The organism is Crenothrix polyspora (assembly GCF_900163755.1).
In the GTDB taxonomy this organism is placed as follows: domain Bacteria; phylum Pseudomonadota; class Gammaproteobacteria; order Methylococcales; family Methylomonadaceae; genus Crenothrix; species Crenothrix polyspora.
On record NZ_FUKI01000170.1, the window covers coordinates 26,131 to 41,778 of the forward strand.

At 44.1% G+C, this 15,648-nt stretch carries 12 protein-coding genes and 1 tRNA gene; 7 read left to right on the plus strand and 6 right to left on the minus strand.

All coding sequences use genetic code 11. The annotated features are described in order from the left end of the window. Positions 1 to 23: 23 nt before the first annotated feature. Positions 24 to 1,565, minus strand: a complete 1,542-nt coding sequence (gene murJ / locus CRENPOLYSF2_RS17520) for a murein biosynthesis integral membrane protein MurJ (protein ID WP_087145245.1) — start codon at positions 1,563 to 1,565, stop codon at positions 24 to 26. A 96-nt stretch (positions 1,566 to 1,661) separates the two neighbouring features. Between murJ and rpsT the strand changes: the two genes are divergently transcribed. After that, positions 1,662 to 1,925, plus strand: a complete 264-nt coding sequence (gene rpsT, locus CRENPOLYSF2_RS17525; protein WP_087145246.1) for a 30S ribosomal protein S20 — start codon at positions 1,662 to 1,664, stop codon at positions 1,923 to 1,925. Positions 1,926 to 1,999: 74 nt separating this feature from the next. Here rpsT and CRENPOLYSF2_RS17530 read toward each other — a convergent pair whose 3' ends face one another. After that, positions 2,000 to 3,049 (minus strand): GNAT family N-acetyltransferase, encoded by a 1,050-nt coding sequence (locus CRENPOLYSF2_RS17530; protein WP_140396896.1) that lies wholly within the window; start codon positions 3,047 to 3,049, stop codon positions 2,000 to 2,002. A 443-nt stretch (positions 3,050 to 3,492) separates the two neighbouring features. On the opposite strand from CRENPOLYSF2_RS17530, the gene recB reads away from it, so the two are divergent. Then, complete coding sequence (gene recB / locus CRENPOLYSF2_RS17535) at positions 3,493 to 6,978, plus strand: exodeoxyribonuclease V subunit beta (protein ID WP_087145248.1); 3,486 nt, start codon at positions 3,493 to 3,495, stop codon at positions 6,976 to 6,978. 465 nt (positions 6,979 to 7,443) lie between these two features. Here recB and CRENPOLYSF2_RS17540 read toward each other — a convergent pair whose 3' ends face one another. Genes CRENPOLYSF2_RS17540 through hemA form a run of 4 tightly spaced genes read right to left on the minus strand, consistent with a single transcriptional unit; the run spans position 7,444 to position 11,094 of the window. Continuing rightward, positions 7,444 to 7,866 (minus strand): M67 family metallopeptidase, encoded by a 423-nt coding sequence (locus CRENPOLYSF2_RS17540; protein ID WP_087145249.1) that lies wholly within the window; start codon positions 7,864 to 7,866, stop codon positions 7,444 to 7,446. A gap of 39 nt (positions 7,867 to 7,905) precedes the next feature. Further along, the gene (prmC, locus tag CRENPOLYSF2_RS17545; RefSeq protein ID WP_087145250.1) at positions 7,906 to 8,748 is read right to left on the minus strand and encodes a peptide chain release factor N(5)-glutamine methyltransferase; all 843 of its coding nucleotides are present in this window, start codon (positions 8,746 to 8,748) and stop codon (positions 7,906 to 7,908) included. A 4-nt stretch (positions 8,749 to 8,752) separates the two neighbouring features. Then, the gene (gene prfA / locus CRENPOLYSF2_RS17550; RefSeq protein ID WP_087145251.1) at positions 8,753 to 9,838 is read right to left on the minus strand and encodes a peptide chain release factor 1; all 1,086 of its coding nucleotides are present in this window, start codon (positions 9,836 to 9,838) and stop codon (positions 8,753 to 8,755) included. Continuing rightward, a complete protein-coding gene (gene hemA / locus CRENPOLYSF2_RS17555; protein WP_087145313.1) occupies positions 9,835 to 11,094 on the minus strand; it encodes a glutamyl-tRNA reductase in 1,260 nt (419 codons plus the stop codon). Before hemA ends, prfA begins: the two co-directional genes overlap by 4 nt. Before the next feature lie 276 nt (positions 11,095 to 11,370). On the opposite strand from hemA, the gene CRENPOLYSF2_RS17560 reads away from it, so the two are divergent. From CRENPOLYSF2_RS17560 to CRENPOLYSF2_RS17580, 5 genes are all read left to right on the plus strand, one after another. Further along, positions 11,371 to 13,104, plus strand: a complete 1,734-nt coding sequence (locus CRENPOLYSF2_RS17560; RefSeq protein WP_245808052.1) for a tetratricopeptide repeat protein — start codon at positions 11,371 to 11,373, stop codon at positions 13,102 to 13,104. Continuing rightward, on the plus strand, positions 13,104 to 13,691 hold the full coding sequence (gene lolB / locus CRENPOLYSF2_RS17565; protein ID WP_087145253.1) for a lipoprotein insertase outer membrane protein LolB: 588 nt from the start codon (positions 13,104 to 13,106) through the stop codon (positions 13,689 to 13,691). The genes CRENPOLYSF2_RS17560 and lolB overlap by 1 nt, the downstream gene beginning before the upstream one ends. Further along, positions 13,672 to 14,547 carry a 4-(cytidine 5'-diphospho)-2-C-methyl-D-erythritol kinase gene (gene ispE / locus CRENPOLYSF2_RS17570; protein ID WP_087145254.1) on the plus strand — a complete coding sequence of 292 codons (876 nt, stop codon included), beginning with the start codon at positions 13,672 to 13,674 and terminating at the stop codon, positions 14,545 to 14,547. The genes lolB and ispE overlap by 20 nt, the downstream gene beginning before the upstream one ends. Positions 14,548 to 14,551: 4 nt before the next feature. Beyond that, a tRNA-Gln gene (locus CRENPOLYSF2_RS17575) sits at positions 14,552 to 14,626 on the plus strand. A gap of 32 nt (positions 14,627 to 14,658) precedes the next feature. After that, positions 14,659 to 15,612, plus strand: coding sequence for a ribose-phosphate diphosphokinase (locus CRENPOLYSF2_RS17580; RefSeq protein WP_087145255.1), 954 nt, complete (start codon positions 14,659 to 14,661; stop codon positions 15,610 to 15,612). The last annotated feature ends 36 nt before the right edge of the window (positions 15,613 to 15,648 follow it).

Consider the following 15,648-nt stretch of genomic DNA (forward strand, 5'->3'; position numbering starts at 1 on the left):
GAAATCTTCAATAAACCCATTTTTTACATTCTATCATGGGGCACGGTCAAATGCCGTAACCTTAACCCGCTTAATAATAGCGTTGCGCTGTAAATAATCATGCCGATACCAACCCACAGCAACAGGTTTAAAACCCGTTCGCCGGAACTCCAGCCTTGCCACCACTCCGGTTTAACGTAAGCGTATAAAACCCAGGACATGGCCATGCTGGCTAACACAATGCGAATAGTGAATAACAGCCAACCGGCAGTCGGTCGATAAACCTGTTGTTTAAGCAAGGTCTTTAACAACAAACCCACATTAATAAACGCGCCTAAAGAGGTTGCCAACGCTAGTCCCGCATGATGCAAAGGGATAGCCAGCACATTCAGGGCAAGGCTGGCGACCATCGCATAAATACCGTAGCGCACCGGTGTTTTCATATCCTGGCGCGCCGTGAAGCCACCCACCAACACTTTAATCAATATATAACCTAACACGCCAATCGCATACGCCCGTAAACTTTGCGCAGATAAAATCACATCGTCAGCACCAAATTCCTTGTATTGAAATAAGGTGGATAGCAGGGGTTCGGCAAGCAAAATCAAACCCAATGTCGCAGGCATGCCGACCAAGATGGCCAAACGTAAACCCCAATCAATAGTCTGTGAAAAGGCGGCACGATTTTCTGTCGCGGTGTTTTTAGACAAATGCGGCAATATCACACTGCCCAAGGCTAAGCCTAAAATGCCGACGGGGAATTCCACTAATCTATCGGAATAATACAGCCACGACACGCTACCGACTGTTAAGAAAGACGCAACCAGGGTATCCAGTAATAAATTAATCTGCGTGACCGACACGCTGAATATTGACGGCAGTAATTGTTTAAGAAAGTGTTGGATACCAGGATCTTTGAAATCTACTTTTAAGCGAGGCAATAGACCCAGTTGTATCAGTGCCGGAAGCTGAAACAATACCTGCACTATCCCTGCGATAAACACACCCCAAGCTAGGGCTATGACCGGATTGTGCATTTTGGGCGCTAAGTAAATAGCGGTGGCAATCATGCAAATATTTAGGAATACCGGAGTCAATGCAGGCACGGCAAATTTATCGTGGGCATTGAGTATGCTGCCTGCCAACGCCGTTAACCCGATAAAAAATAAATAGGGCAGGGTGATTTGCAGCATTTGCACGGCAAGGTCATGTTGTGTGCCTTGCCAGGAGAAACCAGGCGCTAATAATACAATCAGCAATGGGGCTATGATGACACCAATCAGCGTGATGGCCAGTAAAATAACCGCCAGCGTGCCTGTGCTTTTGTTGATAAATTGCTTGAGGCTGACGGGATCGGAGTTTTCTTTGTATTCGGTGACGATAGGCACAAAGGCGTGGGCAAACGCGCCTTCGGTAAACAAGCGCCGCAAAAAATTGGGGATTTTAAATGCCACAAAAAATGCATCGGTAGCCAGATCCACACCAAACAGACGTGCAATCAACATATCGCGCACAAAGCCTAACAGACGGGAAATAAGCGTCATGCTACTGACTATCAAGGTGGATTTGAAAAGCTGGCGGCTCACAGTGTCTTCCGTCGAGAGTGGTTAAAAGTTGACAATCATAGCATTTAAAATCATAATACCCGACTAATTAACTTGACTTTGAAGCATCGGTAACTTATGGCTAATTCACCACAGGCAAAAAAACGTGCGAAACAAGCGGAAAAAAGCCGTGTTCGTAACGTAGGACAACGCAGCAATCTGCGTACTTTCGTAAAGAAAGTGATTTTAGCCGTTAAATCCGGCGATAAAGTACAAGCTCAAGCAGCTTTAAACGTGGCTATGCCAATTATCGATTCTGCGGTAACCAAAGGCATTATCCACAAAAATAAAGCGTCACGCGGTAAGAGCAGATTGAATTCCAAAGTAAAGGCAATGGCGTAAGCTACGGTTTTTATTTAATTAAAAAAGGCCGAACTCTTTTGGGGTTCGGCCTTTTTTATGACACCAAGCCAATCCTAGGCTTTGGTAAATTGCGTCTTTATACGCTTTAGGTAGTTATGTAGCCACTTTACATTGGCTGATCGGTACGTGGTCATATGTTCAATAACACGCTGCCCTGAACTCCAACTGATTTGATCCGGTGTAGCGTTGGTATAAAACTCTATAGAATTAACGCGCTGTAAACTAAACTCTCGTTTAATCAATAAATACAGTAATAAACGTCCTGGTGCGTACCGTGACAGCGCTTCGTCATAAGTTGTTTTAAGTGTGATTAACATGTTTTTGTTAAGTACATTAATACGCGAGGCGGCTAATTGATTATTTAAGTATAACTCAACAATTTCCGCCTGATTTGATGTTGCAAATGCACTTAAAATATCACTGTAAAATTTTCCTTGTTCATTTCCGGCAGTAATTGCTGTTCCTGCTTTGCCTTTCCAGCTTTTTGTTTCAAGCGTAGCATAACGTTCTAACGCCAGCAGCAAAGCATCGGATTGTGAGATAACATTAAGGCGACAATCTAATTGATTATTTTGTAATCTATTAAAGTAACGCGTTATGTTTTGTTGCAATTTTTTAGATCGATTTTGCCAATAGGTATCAAAATTTCCATTTAAATCAATATTAATTGTTACGGCGTGATTGCAGGTATCTGTGTGTGATAAGGCTTGTGTAGCACATGAGTAATGTGGATCTTGGCATAACAGATCAATAGAAATCGCTGAGCCAGGTAGACCTGTTAATACGTGTTGTAATGCCTGTGGGTTACCGCACAGCATGGGTGCGATTTGTGTTTGGCTAGGTAGAAATGTGCGCCACATTAAGGCATTTTTAGGCTGGGTAAATAAATAGTTGCCTTTTTGTGCTGCATTTTCTGGATAAACCGCGAATAAAAGTTGTGCGTCACCAAAGTGCTTAATTAATGCCTTAACAAAACGCGAATCAAGCATTGGATGCGACTGATAAAGTTGCTGATTCAGCGCATCCCAGTAAGATGCGAAGCCAGAAAATTCCGCAGCGGGGTAAAACTGCCAGTCAGGTGTAAATTTAAGTGTGGCATTCATAAATTGTCTGTTGGTTATGTTGTAGTTTTTCAGATAAATAATCTTTACAACCGCAGCGATCAACACATTGATTTTAAATGCTGGATTCAACTAAAGGGTGCAATTTTATTTTTAATCTAATTTATTGGAAACATAATTATTAACTAATGAGTGAAATTAATAGTTATATGAAATTTTTTTGTAATGATTTTTTTAAAGAATCTATGAATGTGTATTTTCTATTTATAATCAGATGACTACAGTATCAGCGTTCAATTGGTTGAATTCACTTTGGCTTAATGTTAGTCACTGAAAATTTAGACTAATTGCCATTGAATAGGGATAAATATTTTATAATTGTGACCACCGTCACAATAATTGACATGACATGACCAAATCGGACACTGTCCCCAAAATATTTTCTTGCTTGCACAGCGTTAACTATCTTTGAGAAATTTTTTACTATGTCAACCCAATGCTTTGACCCTGTGCAAACGCGTCTTTATAAAGGTACTAATCTCATAGAAGCCAGTGCTGGTACGGGCAAGACTTACGCTATCGCCATGTTGGCTTTACGCTTTGTGGTTGAAGAAAATATAGAGATAGAGCGGTTATTGGTGGTTACCTTTACGAAAGCCGCCACCGAAGAATTAAAAGACCGGATTCGTGCCCGATTAGTTGAGGCTAAAAGAGCGGCAATAGGATGTCGTGCTGATGTCGATAGCAAAATTGTCGATTGGTTAGCTGGCCTTGCATTAAGCAGCGATCAGATTAAACAGCGCTTAGATAAGGCGTTGCTGAATATTGATCAAGCCAGTATTTTTACCATACACGGTTTTTGTCAGCGGGTATTGCAAGAGCGCCCTTTAGAAAGCGGGCAATTATTTACCAGCGAGTTAGTCGATAGTATTCAATCCATCGAACAACAGTGCGCGGATGATTTTTGGCGACGCACTATTTATCCACGTACTTGCTGGGAAGCATCGATCTTAACAGTGAGTTATAAAACCCCAGATGAACTGCTGGCCAGCATTCATAGTGTTGCGCCGCATATGCAGGTTTATCCCGTTTATGAAAACATAACTGATACTTTATTGGCTTTAAGACAGTTGTTTGACGCTGCCAATAATATCTGGCACAGCGTTATTGACATAGTGCAATCGTGTTTTGCTGATGATAAATTCAAACCCAGCTACACCGAAGCATTTCATAATCACGCGAATGAATTAAAAGCCTGGTTACAAGCGGATACTACTCAGCTTCCCAGTACACAAGCATTGGCTGTATTAACACAACAGGGCTTGAAAGACGGGCTGAATGGCCATAAATTTCGTAGCACCAAAGCCCTAAGTGGTGATGAGCGTAAAACCGAATATCTTGCGAGTTTGAGCATTCATACGCAGCCGTTTGATGATCTGGTGCTGGCTATTAAGCGCAGTACACTGTTATTACGACGCGGCTTGCTTGAATACCTCCGTATTAACGTAGACAAACAACTGCAACAACAAAATCTGCTGTCGTTTGATGCCTTAATTACCCGTTTGGCCGATAGTTTGCGGGGCGATAACAGCACATTATTAATTAATCAATTACGGCACTATTTTAGTGTTGCGTTGATTGATGAGTTTCAAGATACCGATGACCAGCAATGGTTTATTTTTTCGCGTATTTTTGCCGCGCAAAGTCAATATTTGTATTTGATTGGTGATCCTAAACAAGCGATTTATAAATTTCGGGGTGCGGATATTTATTCTTATCTGAGCGCACAAAAAACCGCTGAGCATCGCTTTACTTTAGCTAGCAATTGGCGTTCTCATCCGCACTTGGTTAGCGCGGTTAATCGCTTATTTCAACGAGAAAACGCCTTTTTACTGCCGGATTTGCAATTTACCGCAGTTACCCCAGGTCTTAGCGTACAACACGGCTATATAGATAAAGAAAATTTGGCTATTGCGCCGATGGTGTTATGGCAACTGCCACCCAGTGAAGCGTCTAAAGGCCATTGGACGGCGGGTGCGGCGGGTTTGGCAATATGTGCTGCGGTGGTGGTTGAAATTGTTACTTTGCTTAGCCAATCTTACCGCGTGCAACCATTAGATTGCTGTGTGCAGCCCAAAGATATTGCTATTCTGGTCAGAAGCAATCGACAAGCGCGTGACTATCAAGCTGCGCTACGAGCCGTTAATATTCCATCGGTGTTGAACAGCATGGAGTCGGTGTTTTCTAGCCAAGAAGCACTTGATCTTTACACTTTATTACGTGCTATTGCAGAGCCTGGGGATGGTGCATTATTTAAACAGGCAATGACGTTAAATTGGTTTGCGTTGGATGGCCAGGGTTTTTACCGCTTTATCAATAATGAAGTTGCTGTTGATGATGGTATGGCGCGGTTTTTTAATTACCATCAAGTTTGGCAAAAATCCGGATTACTGGCGATGATGCAGCAAGTAATGGCGCAAGAAAACATTAAAGCCAATTTATCAAGCACACCGCTGTCTGAGCGTCAAATTACCAATATTCAGCATGTGCTGGAATTATTACAGCACATCGCGGTTGATCGACGCTTAAGTATTAATAAAACAGTTGATAGTTTACACACCGCGATCAATCAAGCCAGCAGCGGTGAAGATCAGCAACTGCGTTTAGAAAGTGATGAAAATGCTATCAAAATTGTCACCACACACCGCTCTAAAGGCTTGGAATATAACATCGTGTTTTGTCCTTATTTGTGGCAATGCAGTCGTGTCGATGATCCGTTGGTCATTTGCCATGAACAAGGGCATATGATTGCTGATTTGGGTTCTGAAGATTTTGCACAGCGGCGTGTGCAGGCGTTGGATGAAGCGTTAGCGGAAGATTTGCGGGTACTTTATGTCGCGCTAACCCGCGCAAAATACCGTTGTTATGTGGCGTGGGCAGATGTACGCACCGCAACGACCGCCAATAATTCGGCACTGGCTTGGTTGTTAGAATTTAGTGATGCTGATTTTTCCCAGCAACAGGCTACGCTAAAAACTTTTAAAGCTGATTTTGTCCAGGTGTTTGATTATCAATTAGTGGATTTATCGGAAACCGCCCATAGTCTTTATCACAAGCCGTTAGAGGCTTTGGATTTACAGGCACAAAAGCGGACGCGGTCGTTGTATTCGCCTTGGCAAATGAGCAGTTACACCGCACTTTCTGCCTTAACGTTGCAAGATACAGCGGAATTTACTGACGATAAAGCTGACTCGCCGCAAGTACGCTTTGACGCGTTGCAATCACTGCTACCCAGAGGCATGCAGACAGGTAATGTGGTGCATGCTTTACTGGAAACCAATAGCTTTAAGCAATTGGCTGAGCACAAGGATATTGCTGTGCAAAGTGCTAAGTTGTGTTTACGTTACGGTTTAAAATTGGAGCAACCGGCGCTGTTGGATGAGCTGTTGTACGCGGTAGTGACAACACCGTTATCTAGCGACGATAACAATTTTTGTTTAATGAATGTACATGATCAGCGCTGTTTAAAAGAAATGCCATTTTATTTATCTTTAAACACGCTGGATACCCTGGCCATTAATGCTATTTTACAAGACTGTCGGGTATTTCAAGCACTGAGTAACAAGCAAATAGCCGGTTATCTTACTGGTTTTATTGATTTAATATGCGAGTACCAAGGGCGTTATTATGTGATGGATTACAAGACCAATACCTTGTCGGATTACAGTGATGAAACTCTGATACAGGCCATGCGTGAGCATAATTACGGTTTGCAATATTGGCTTTATAGTGTGGTTTTACACCGATATTTACAAATACGCCTGCCCAATTATAACTACCAACAGCATTTTGGTGGCGTGCGATATTTGTTTGTCCGTGGTATGCAGTCCGATGTTCCTATGTGCGGTGTTTATGAAGACAGACCAAAATTAGAGAAAATTACGGCGTTAGCCAGGCTTTTTGATAGCTGATTAGGTATTTTTGGGTGTCATTATCGTTATTATGTGATTGATGCTGTCATTATTAAAATGGCATTTCAAGCGCTTTTCGAAGCCATTAATAGGACAGTTACAGCCACCGTTCGTGCTGAGCTTGTCGAAGCATGAACGGCACACTTCGACAAGCTCAGNNCTTCGACAAGCTCAGTGCGAACGGTTACGCTGTAACTATTGAACTGTGAAAACGCTGTATGTAGCGTTTTCAATCGGCATCAATTATTGCCTAACAGGGATATGCTATTTTTTGTCTCGCACCAATAATTAATCGGTAAACGATCCAGTAATTCATTCAATTGAATGACACTATCCCAGTGCTTTTAATTTGCATTGATTGTCTGATAAATATATGTGCTTTGTCTTTGGAGGTCAGGTTTTGCCTGATAATCAGACAAAGCCCGATCTCCGTTTGGTGTAATTAGTGTAATATAAACAAAAGCTTTATCTTTCATTAGCCAGCGTTAATACCACTTCCTGGGCAGTTTTTTCATGGATGTGGAAGCCGCGCATTTCCAGTACGCCCTTGGTGTTGAGCGAGATGATTAAATACAGTGCATCGTCGTAGGCGGCAAGTTCCAGATCTGTGGTCGAGGGAATGGCAGGTGAAGTAGGGTGCGAATGATAAATGGCGAACAATTCTTCACCCTGTTCACGCATGGTTTTTATGGCAGCGATCTGCTGTTCGGCATCCAGCAAAAATTGCTGCTGGGGCAGGGTGGCGACATTTTTAATTGGATAACAGTGCGCAGGTTGATGATTAATACTGCTCACCAAGCCACAAATTTCTTGGTCAGGGGAAATTTGTGCCAAGTGTAATAGTTCAGTGGTGAGTTTGCGTGAGAGTTGGATTTCGCCGGCTAGCATGGGTTTGTCTCAGGTTTATGATTAAGTACAGTAAGTGTTCTAAGAATGCCATTGGCCATAAGTGACACGCGGCTGTCCCGATAAATCGATATAAGTTTGTATATTTTTATAAGCGAAATGTTGGAAGATATTTTGCACGGCATCTTGCTGATTATAGCCATGTTCGATCAACAAATGCCCGCCGATGTGCAATCGGCTACGGCTTTGCTCGACCAAAGTTTGAATATCTTTAAGGCCATTATCCAGCGCGATAAGTGCGCTTTGTGGCTCAAAACGCAAATCGCCATCCAGTAAATGCGGATTATTTTCGGCAATGTAAGGCGGGTTGCTGACGACCAGATCAAATAAGCCCTCAGGTACTTGGCTAAACCAATCGCTTATATAAAATTGGATATGATCAACACAGTGTTGCTTGGCATTACTTTGCGCGATCGCTAATGCCGTTTCGCTAATGTCGGTAGCCGTTACCTCTGACAAGAGTCGTTCAGCAGCCAGCGTAACGGAAATAATGCCTGAGCCTGTACCCAAATCAATAATTTTGCACGGTTGGTTAATGGGAAGCAATCGTAAGGCGTGTTCAATTAACACTTCTGTGTCGGGTCTGGGTATCAGTACAGCGGGCGACACTTTGAAATCACGCGACCAAAATTCTCGAATACCCGTGATATAAGCAATGGGTTGGCCTTGCTGACGTTTAGCGACAACCGCCCAAAACGCCTCTGTCTGTGGCGCATCCAGCATTTTATCTGGCCACGCACGCAGGTGTGAGCGTTGCTTTTGCAGCGTCAAGCACAGTAACACTTCTGCATCTAAAGCCGCTGATTCGGAACTTGTCGAAAGCCGCTCTGTGGCCTGATCCAATGCTGTTTGGATACTGAGCATGTTCTCAGTTGTCGCCTAGTTGCGTCAGTAATTCGGCTTGATGCTCACTGATGAGTGGCTGGATAACTTGCTCCAAGCCACCTTGCATGATGTCATCCAGTTTGTACAAGGTGAGGTTGATACGATGATCTGTTAATCGGCCTTGCGGATAGTTATAAGTGCGGATGCGCTCAGAACGGTCGCCGCTGCCCACTTGCAACTTGCGGGTGGCGGATTGTTCGGCGTGGTGCTTTTCCTGTTCGGCGGACAGTAGGCGCGAAGCCAATAACGACATCGCCCGCGCCCTGTTTTTATGCTGCGAGCGTTCATCTTGGCATTCAACAACTACACCGCTGGGAATGTGGGTGATACGGATGGCGGATTCGGTTTTGTTGATGTGCTGGCCACCGGCACCGGAAGCGCGGTAAGTGTCCACTTTTAAATCAGACGGATTGATGTCGATAGCATCGACTTCGTCTACTTCCGGCATAATAGCGACGGTGCAGGCGGAGGTATGCACGCGGCCTTGGGATTCGGTTTCTGGTACGCGCTGTACACGGTGTGCGCCGGATTCAAATTTTAATTGCGAGTACACATCACGCCCAGACACTCGCAGGATGACTTCTTTGTAGCCACCGTGGTCACCGTGGCTTTCATTGATGATTTCAGTTTGCCAGCCTTTTTTTTCTGCATAACGCTGGTACATTCTTGATAAATCACCGGAGAAAATTGCCGCTTCATCGCCACCGGTGCCGGCACGGATTTCCAGAAAAATATTGCGGGTGTCATTGGGATCTTTGGGTAGCAATAACAGTTGCAGCTCATGATCCAGTGTATCAAGCTGGTTTTCGGTATCTAAAATTTCTTCTTTGGCCATGTCGCGTAGCTCAGGATCGCTGTCATTGGCCATGTCTTTGGCGGATGCCAGTGTGTCTATCAGCGCTTCATAGCGTTTGTAGCAATCTACCAGCGGGCTGATTTGTGCGTACTCTTGGCTTAAGCTGCGGAATTTATTTTGATTGCTTTGTACTTCGGGTTCGGAAAGCAGGGCGGCTATTTCATCATAGCGTTCGGACAGGTTTTCCAGTTTTAATTGTATGGATGGTTTCATTGGATGGGGGGTAGTTTAAAAATATCGCGGGCGGCGGCAACCAAATCGTAACGTTCGTTTTCGGCAGCTTGTCTAATTTGTGTGCTAGGGGTATGGATCAGTTTATTGGTTAAACTGTGTGCCAGACGATTCAGTACGACTTCGGGTGGTATGCCATTTTTTAATAAGCTGAGGGCTTTTTGTAAGGCATCATCGCGCTGTTGTTCGGCTTGAAAGCGGTAGTCCTGAATAGTGGCTTGGGCGCTTTGTGCATTGAGCCAGGCGAGAAAGTCGTTGACTTGGGTGTCAATGATGTCTTCGGCTTGCTCTGCGGCCAAGCGGCGTGAGTCTTTATTCTGATCAATAATATGCTGTAAATCATCAATGGTGTACAGATACACATCATCAAGTGTGCCGACTTCGCTTTCAATGTCGCGTGGTACCGCTAAATCGACCATAAACATGGGTTTGTGTTTGCGTTTTTTAAGCGCACTTTCAACGCTGCCTTTGCCTAATATGGGCAGTTGACTGGCGGTTGATGAAATGATGATGTCGGCTTCAGCTAAATGTGCGGGCAGTTCGGCTAATTCGATAGCATAGCCGTTAAACTGGGCGGCTAAGGTATGCGCCTTATCGTAAGTGCGATTGGCAATAATAATACGTTTGATACCGTGCTGCGCCAGGTGGCGTGCAGTGAGTTCTATGGTTTCGCCCGCACCTATGAGTAAGGCGGTTTGTTCGCTGAGTTTGTCGAAAATTTGTTGTGCCAGTTGTACAGCAGCAAATGCTACTGAGACTGAGCTAGTGCCTATTGCGGTATCAGTGCGGACTTTTTTGGCGGTGGTAAACGTATGTTGAAACAATCGCCCTAATTGCTTGCCTAGTGTACCCGCATCGTAGGCAGCTTGATAAGCGGTTTTCATTTGGCCTAAAATTTGTGGCTCACCTAAAATCATGGAATCTAAACCACTGGCAACACGAAACATGTGTCGGCATACCGAGCGATCGGTGTGGCTGTATAAATAGGGCGCTAGGCTGGCAGGATCGAGATTTTTATGGCTGGCTATCCAAGCGATGAGGATGTTTCGGTCAGCGCTTGACGCATTGCAATAAAACTCGGTGCGGTTACAGGTAGACAGTATTGCGGCCTCCTGTATGTTTTGTACTTGAGATAATTGCTGTAAAGCAGTGGCTAATATATCAGTAGGAAATGCCAAGCGCTCTCGGATGGCAACCGGTGCGGTGTTATAATTAATTCCTACTGCGATAAATGTCATAGTGTTGATGTCTTTTAGGATTGCGTATCTTAACAGTGATCGGAAGTTGTTTTGGAGTTTATCCTGATGCTGATCAATATAAATACCGGAGTACTCGCCATTGTTGGTGATGAAATTTAATCTGTCAGCTGGAAAAGGGCACACCGCAGTTTAGCCATTTTATAAAAATATCACTGTTTAATCCAACAAGGAATAAATCAGCTATCTGAAACAGTTGGTTTTTCTGATAACCTATCACCATTGAAATAGTGAGTAGCCAATAGGGGCTGTGTGTTGATGTGTAGATTTTTTACGATAGTAACGTTTTTTTTACTGAGTGCTTGTGCTAGTTCGCCTAAACCACGTACCGATGCGGGTGTGTTATCGGCTAAGCCAACTGAGTTGACAGGAAAGATGCGCGCCAGCGCAGATAAGACATCTATTGATCCTGATGTGATGTTTATGTTGTTGACCGCAGAAATTGCCGGCCAACGTGGGCAGTTTGATGTGGCGCTAGAAGGTTATATGGAAGCTGCCAAACGGGTGCATGATCCGCGCTTTGCTGAAAGAGCCGCGATGATTGCTGTGTATGCCAAAAATACCGGTAAAACCGATGAAGCCGTGGCTTTGTGGGTGCAGCAAGATCCGACTAATCTTGCGCCCCGAAAAATAGCCGCATTATCTGCGGTGAAAAATGCTGATAAGCAAGCAGCGGTAGAACATTTAAACATGCTAATGAAGATTGATCCCGCCGGTTTTGATAAAACCGTGATGGAATTGGTGGCGGCGGTGCAAAAAGATAATAAAATCGCATTTGTTTACGAGGCGCTGGATGATGTCGCGATGGCATTTCCAAACAGTGCTAATGTGTATTTTATGCAGTCATTGTTAGCGGCACAAATGAAAAAGCAGACGCTGGCGGAAAGTAAAATACAGCAGGCATTAAAGATACAGCCTGAGTGGGATAAAGCGCTTATTTTTCAGGCGCAGCTGTCGGCTTATTCAGGGGATACGGTGAAGGCCAAGGCTTTGTTAAGCAGCGCGGCCAGGAAATTTCCTGATAATGATAAAATTAAAAAATTGTTGGCGCAAATCTTAATAAAATCTGAAAATTATGACGCGGCGGGCGAGATATACCGTGACTTAATTGCCGCCGATCCGAATGATAATGACAGCCAGTTTGCTTATGGCTTAGTGCATATGCAAATGGGTCGCGAGAATAACGCGCAAGAAATTTTTGCAAAATTGGTTGATAAGCCTGAGTGGCGTAGTCAAGCCAGTTTTTATTTGGGCAAGATAGACGAAAGTCAGGGCAATAAAGACAAAGCATTGGTTTGGTTTGATCAGGTCACTGAGCCGCCGCTAGCGCTGGAGGCATCGCTGTCTGCGATTGCACTGTTGGCTAAAGACAATCAGTTTGATGAAGCGGCGATGCGCTTAGAGCGTTCGAAGGCAAAGTACCCTGAGCAAAAGCAGCGTATGGTTTTGATGCAGGCAGATTTGTACAGTCAGCAAAAGCGTTATCAACAAGCGTTTGATTTGTTAACGGCAGCGTTGGCTGATTCGGCAGATGATAAGGAATTGCTTTATACCCGCGCCTTGATGGCGGAACGTATTGGGCGATTCGATTTGTTGGAGACTGATTTACGTAAAATATTGGAAAAAAATCCCGATAACCCTGAAGCATTAAATGCTTTAGGTTACAGTTTGTTGGATAAGACGCATCGTTATGGCGAAGCGGAGAAATATTTAAAACATGCTTTAGAGTTACAGCCCAATGAAGCGGTAATTATGGACAGTTACGGTTGGTTGCAGTTTAAATTGGGTCATAATAATCAGGCATTGAGTTATTTGCAGCGAGCATACAATAAAAAGCCAGAGCATGAGATAACGGCGCATCTGGTTGAGGTATTGTGGGCGGTTAATAGAAAAGAGGAGGCTAAAAAGTTATTTGATAAAGCCATAAAGATAGCCCCAAATGATGAGTATTTATTAGGTGTGCAAAATCGTGTGTTAAAAGGTGCTTTGTAATGCAACGGTGCTTGTCCATCATAGGGCTGTTGGCTACTGTGCTATTGACAGCCTGTTCCACAACGCCGGAGTTGCCCAGTCAGCCGTACTTGAAGTCGGAGCGTAGCCATCTGTATGCTCTGCAACAATGGTCTTTGGAGGGTCGGTTAGCGTTGAGTGCTAAGCAAGATTCTTGGTCGGCTAACATGGCTTGGCAGCACCAAGTGGATAATGAACAAATCAAGTTATCTGGGCCACTAGGGCAAGGTGCGGTCCTGATTCGGTTAAGCAAAGATCAGGTGGTTATTGATCGTGGTGGTAAAAATGTGCAAACATCGGCCGAGCCAGAGCAGTTTATAGAGCAGCAGTTGGGTATGGCGGTTCCTATCCACTCTTTGCGTTATTGGGTGGTGGGTTTGCCTGAGCCTGGTATGGCGTTTTTTGAGACGGCAGAGGGTTTTAAACAGGGTCAGTGGCTGATTGCCTATAAAGAAATGCAATCGGTAGGTAAGCAAATCATGCCGCGAAAAATGACGGTGATGAATGGCCAATTAAGATTAAAAGTAATGGTAGATGAATGGAGTTTAAATGACATCAAGGCAAATTAAGCAATCAGGGTGGGGAGATAAATGGCCAGCACCTGCCAAGTTGAATTTAATGCTGCGTATCGTTGGTCAAAGACCCGATGGTTACCATTTATTGCAAACCGTATTTCAGTTTGTGGATTTATGTGATTGGCTGATTTTTCACCCTGTTGGGGATTGTTCTATTAGCTTAAAACAACCGATTCCAGGTGTCGCTGAGGTTACTGATTTAACGGTGCGAGCCGCGATGTTGTTAAAAGCTGAGACAGGTTGTGCGCAGGGCGTGTGTATAGAAGTAGAAAAAAACTTACCAATGGGCGGTGGCTTAGGCGGTGGTAGCTCGGATGCGGCGACTGTTTTAGTGGTTTTAAATCAGTTATGGGGATTACAATTGCCTATTGAAAAACTCATGGCTTTGGGCTTGACTTTGGGTGCGGATGTTCCGATTTTTGTTTACGGCTATGCGGCCTGGGCCGAAGGTGTCGGTGAAAAGCTTGAGAAAATTGAACCGTTAGAACAGTGGGTTGTTATCATTAAGCCTGATTGTCACGTTGAGACCAGAGAAATATTTTTAGCTAATGATTTGACACGGGATAGTAAATCCATCACAATAGCTGAATTCACGGCTGGCCAGCATCAAAATGATTGTGTTGATGTGGTTAGTCGGCGTTACCAAGCAGTTGAAAATGCTTTGTTGGCTTTGTCTGAATTTTCGGAGTCAAGATTAACGGGAACAGGTGCTTGCGTTTTTGCTCAGTTTGCTTCAAGAGAAGCTGCGGTGAATGCTTACGAAGTACTTAAAAAATCCTGGCAAGTTTATTTAGCAAAAGGAATTAACAAATCGCCTTTGCTGTCAAAGTTAGAGATTGGTAATACATAATTATTGGGTCGTCGCCAAGCGGTAAGGCACGGGGTTTTGATCTCCGCATACCAAGGTTCGAATCCTTGCGACCCAGCCACTATCTTCATAAAAAGTCCTTTGGAGTGCCAAATGAGTGACACCGCGATGATGGTGTTTTCTGGAAATGCTAATTTGGCTTTATCGAATGGAATAGTTAAAAAGCTAAATATGCGTTTAGGCATGGCGTCGGTTGGGCGTTTTAGCGATGGTGAAATTGTCGTTGAGATTCAAGAAAATGTACGTGGTAAAAACATTTTCGTTATTCAGCCAACGTGTTCACCTACCAACGAAAATTTAATGGAATTGCTGGTGATGATTGACGCGCTCAAGCGTGCATCAGCAGCCTGTATTACTGCGGTTATACCTTATTACGGGTATGCAAGGCAAGATAGGCGCTCACGTTCTGCTCGAGTACCTATTACAGCTAAGCTGGTCGCTCAGATGATTGAGCAGGCTGGTGCGCATCGCGTTTTGACGGTTGATTTGCACGCAGATCAAATTCAAGGTTTCTTTGATATACCGGTAGATAATGTTTATGCATCCCCGTTGTTATTGGGTGATGTATGGCGGCAGCAATATAAGAATCTTATGGTTGTTTCTCCGGATGTCGGTGGCGTGGTCAGGGCAAGAGCTTTGGCAAAACGCTTGGATGATGCGGATTTGGCTATCATAGACAAACGTAGGCCTAAGGCAAATGTTGCCGAGGTTATGCATATCATTGGTGATGTGCATGGCCGTTCTTGTGTGTTGGTTGATGACTTAGTTGATACGGCAGGCACCTTGTGTCATGCTGCGCACGCTTTAAAAAAGCACGGTGCTATTAAAGTAGTGGCCTATTGTACGCATGCGGTGTTGTCGGGTGCTGCTCTGAAAAATTTAAATGCTTCCGACCTTGATGAGTTGGTGGTTACTGATACCATACCGTTAAGTCAAGCGGCTTTGGATTGCAGGAAAATAAGGCGATTAAGTGTAGCAGAGATGTTGGCTGAAACAATAAGGCGTATGGCGGCGGGTGAATCGGTTAGCTCGCTTTATGTAGATTGATAAGTTTTATGATTATGCTTTCGGGCATTGATTTGA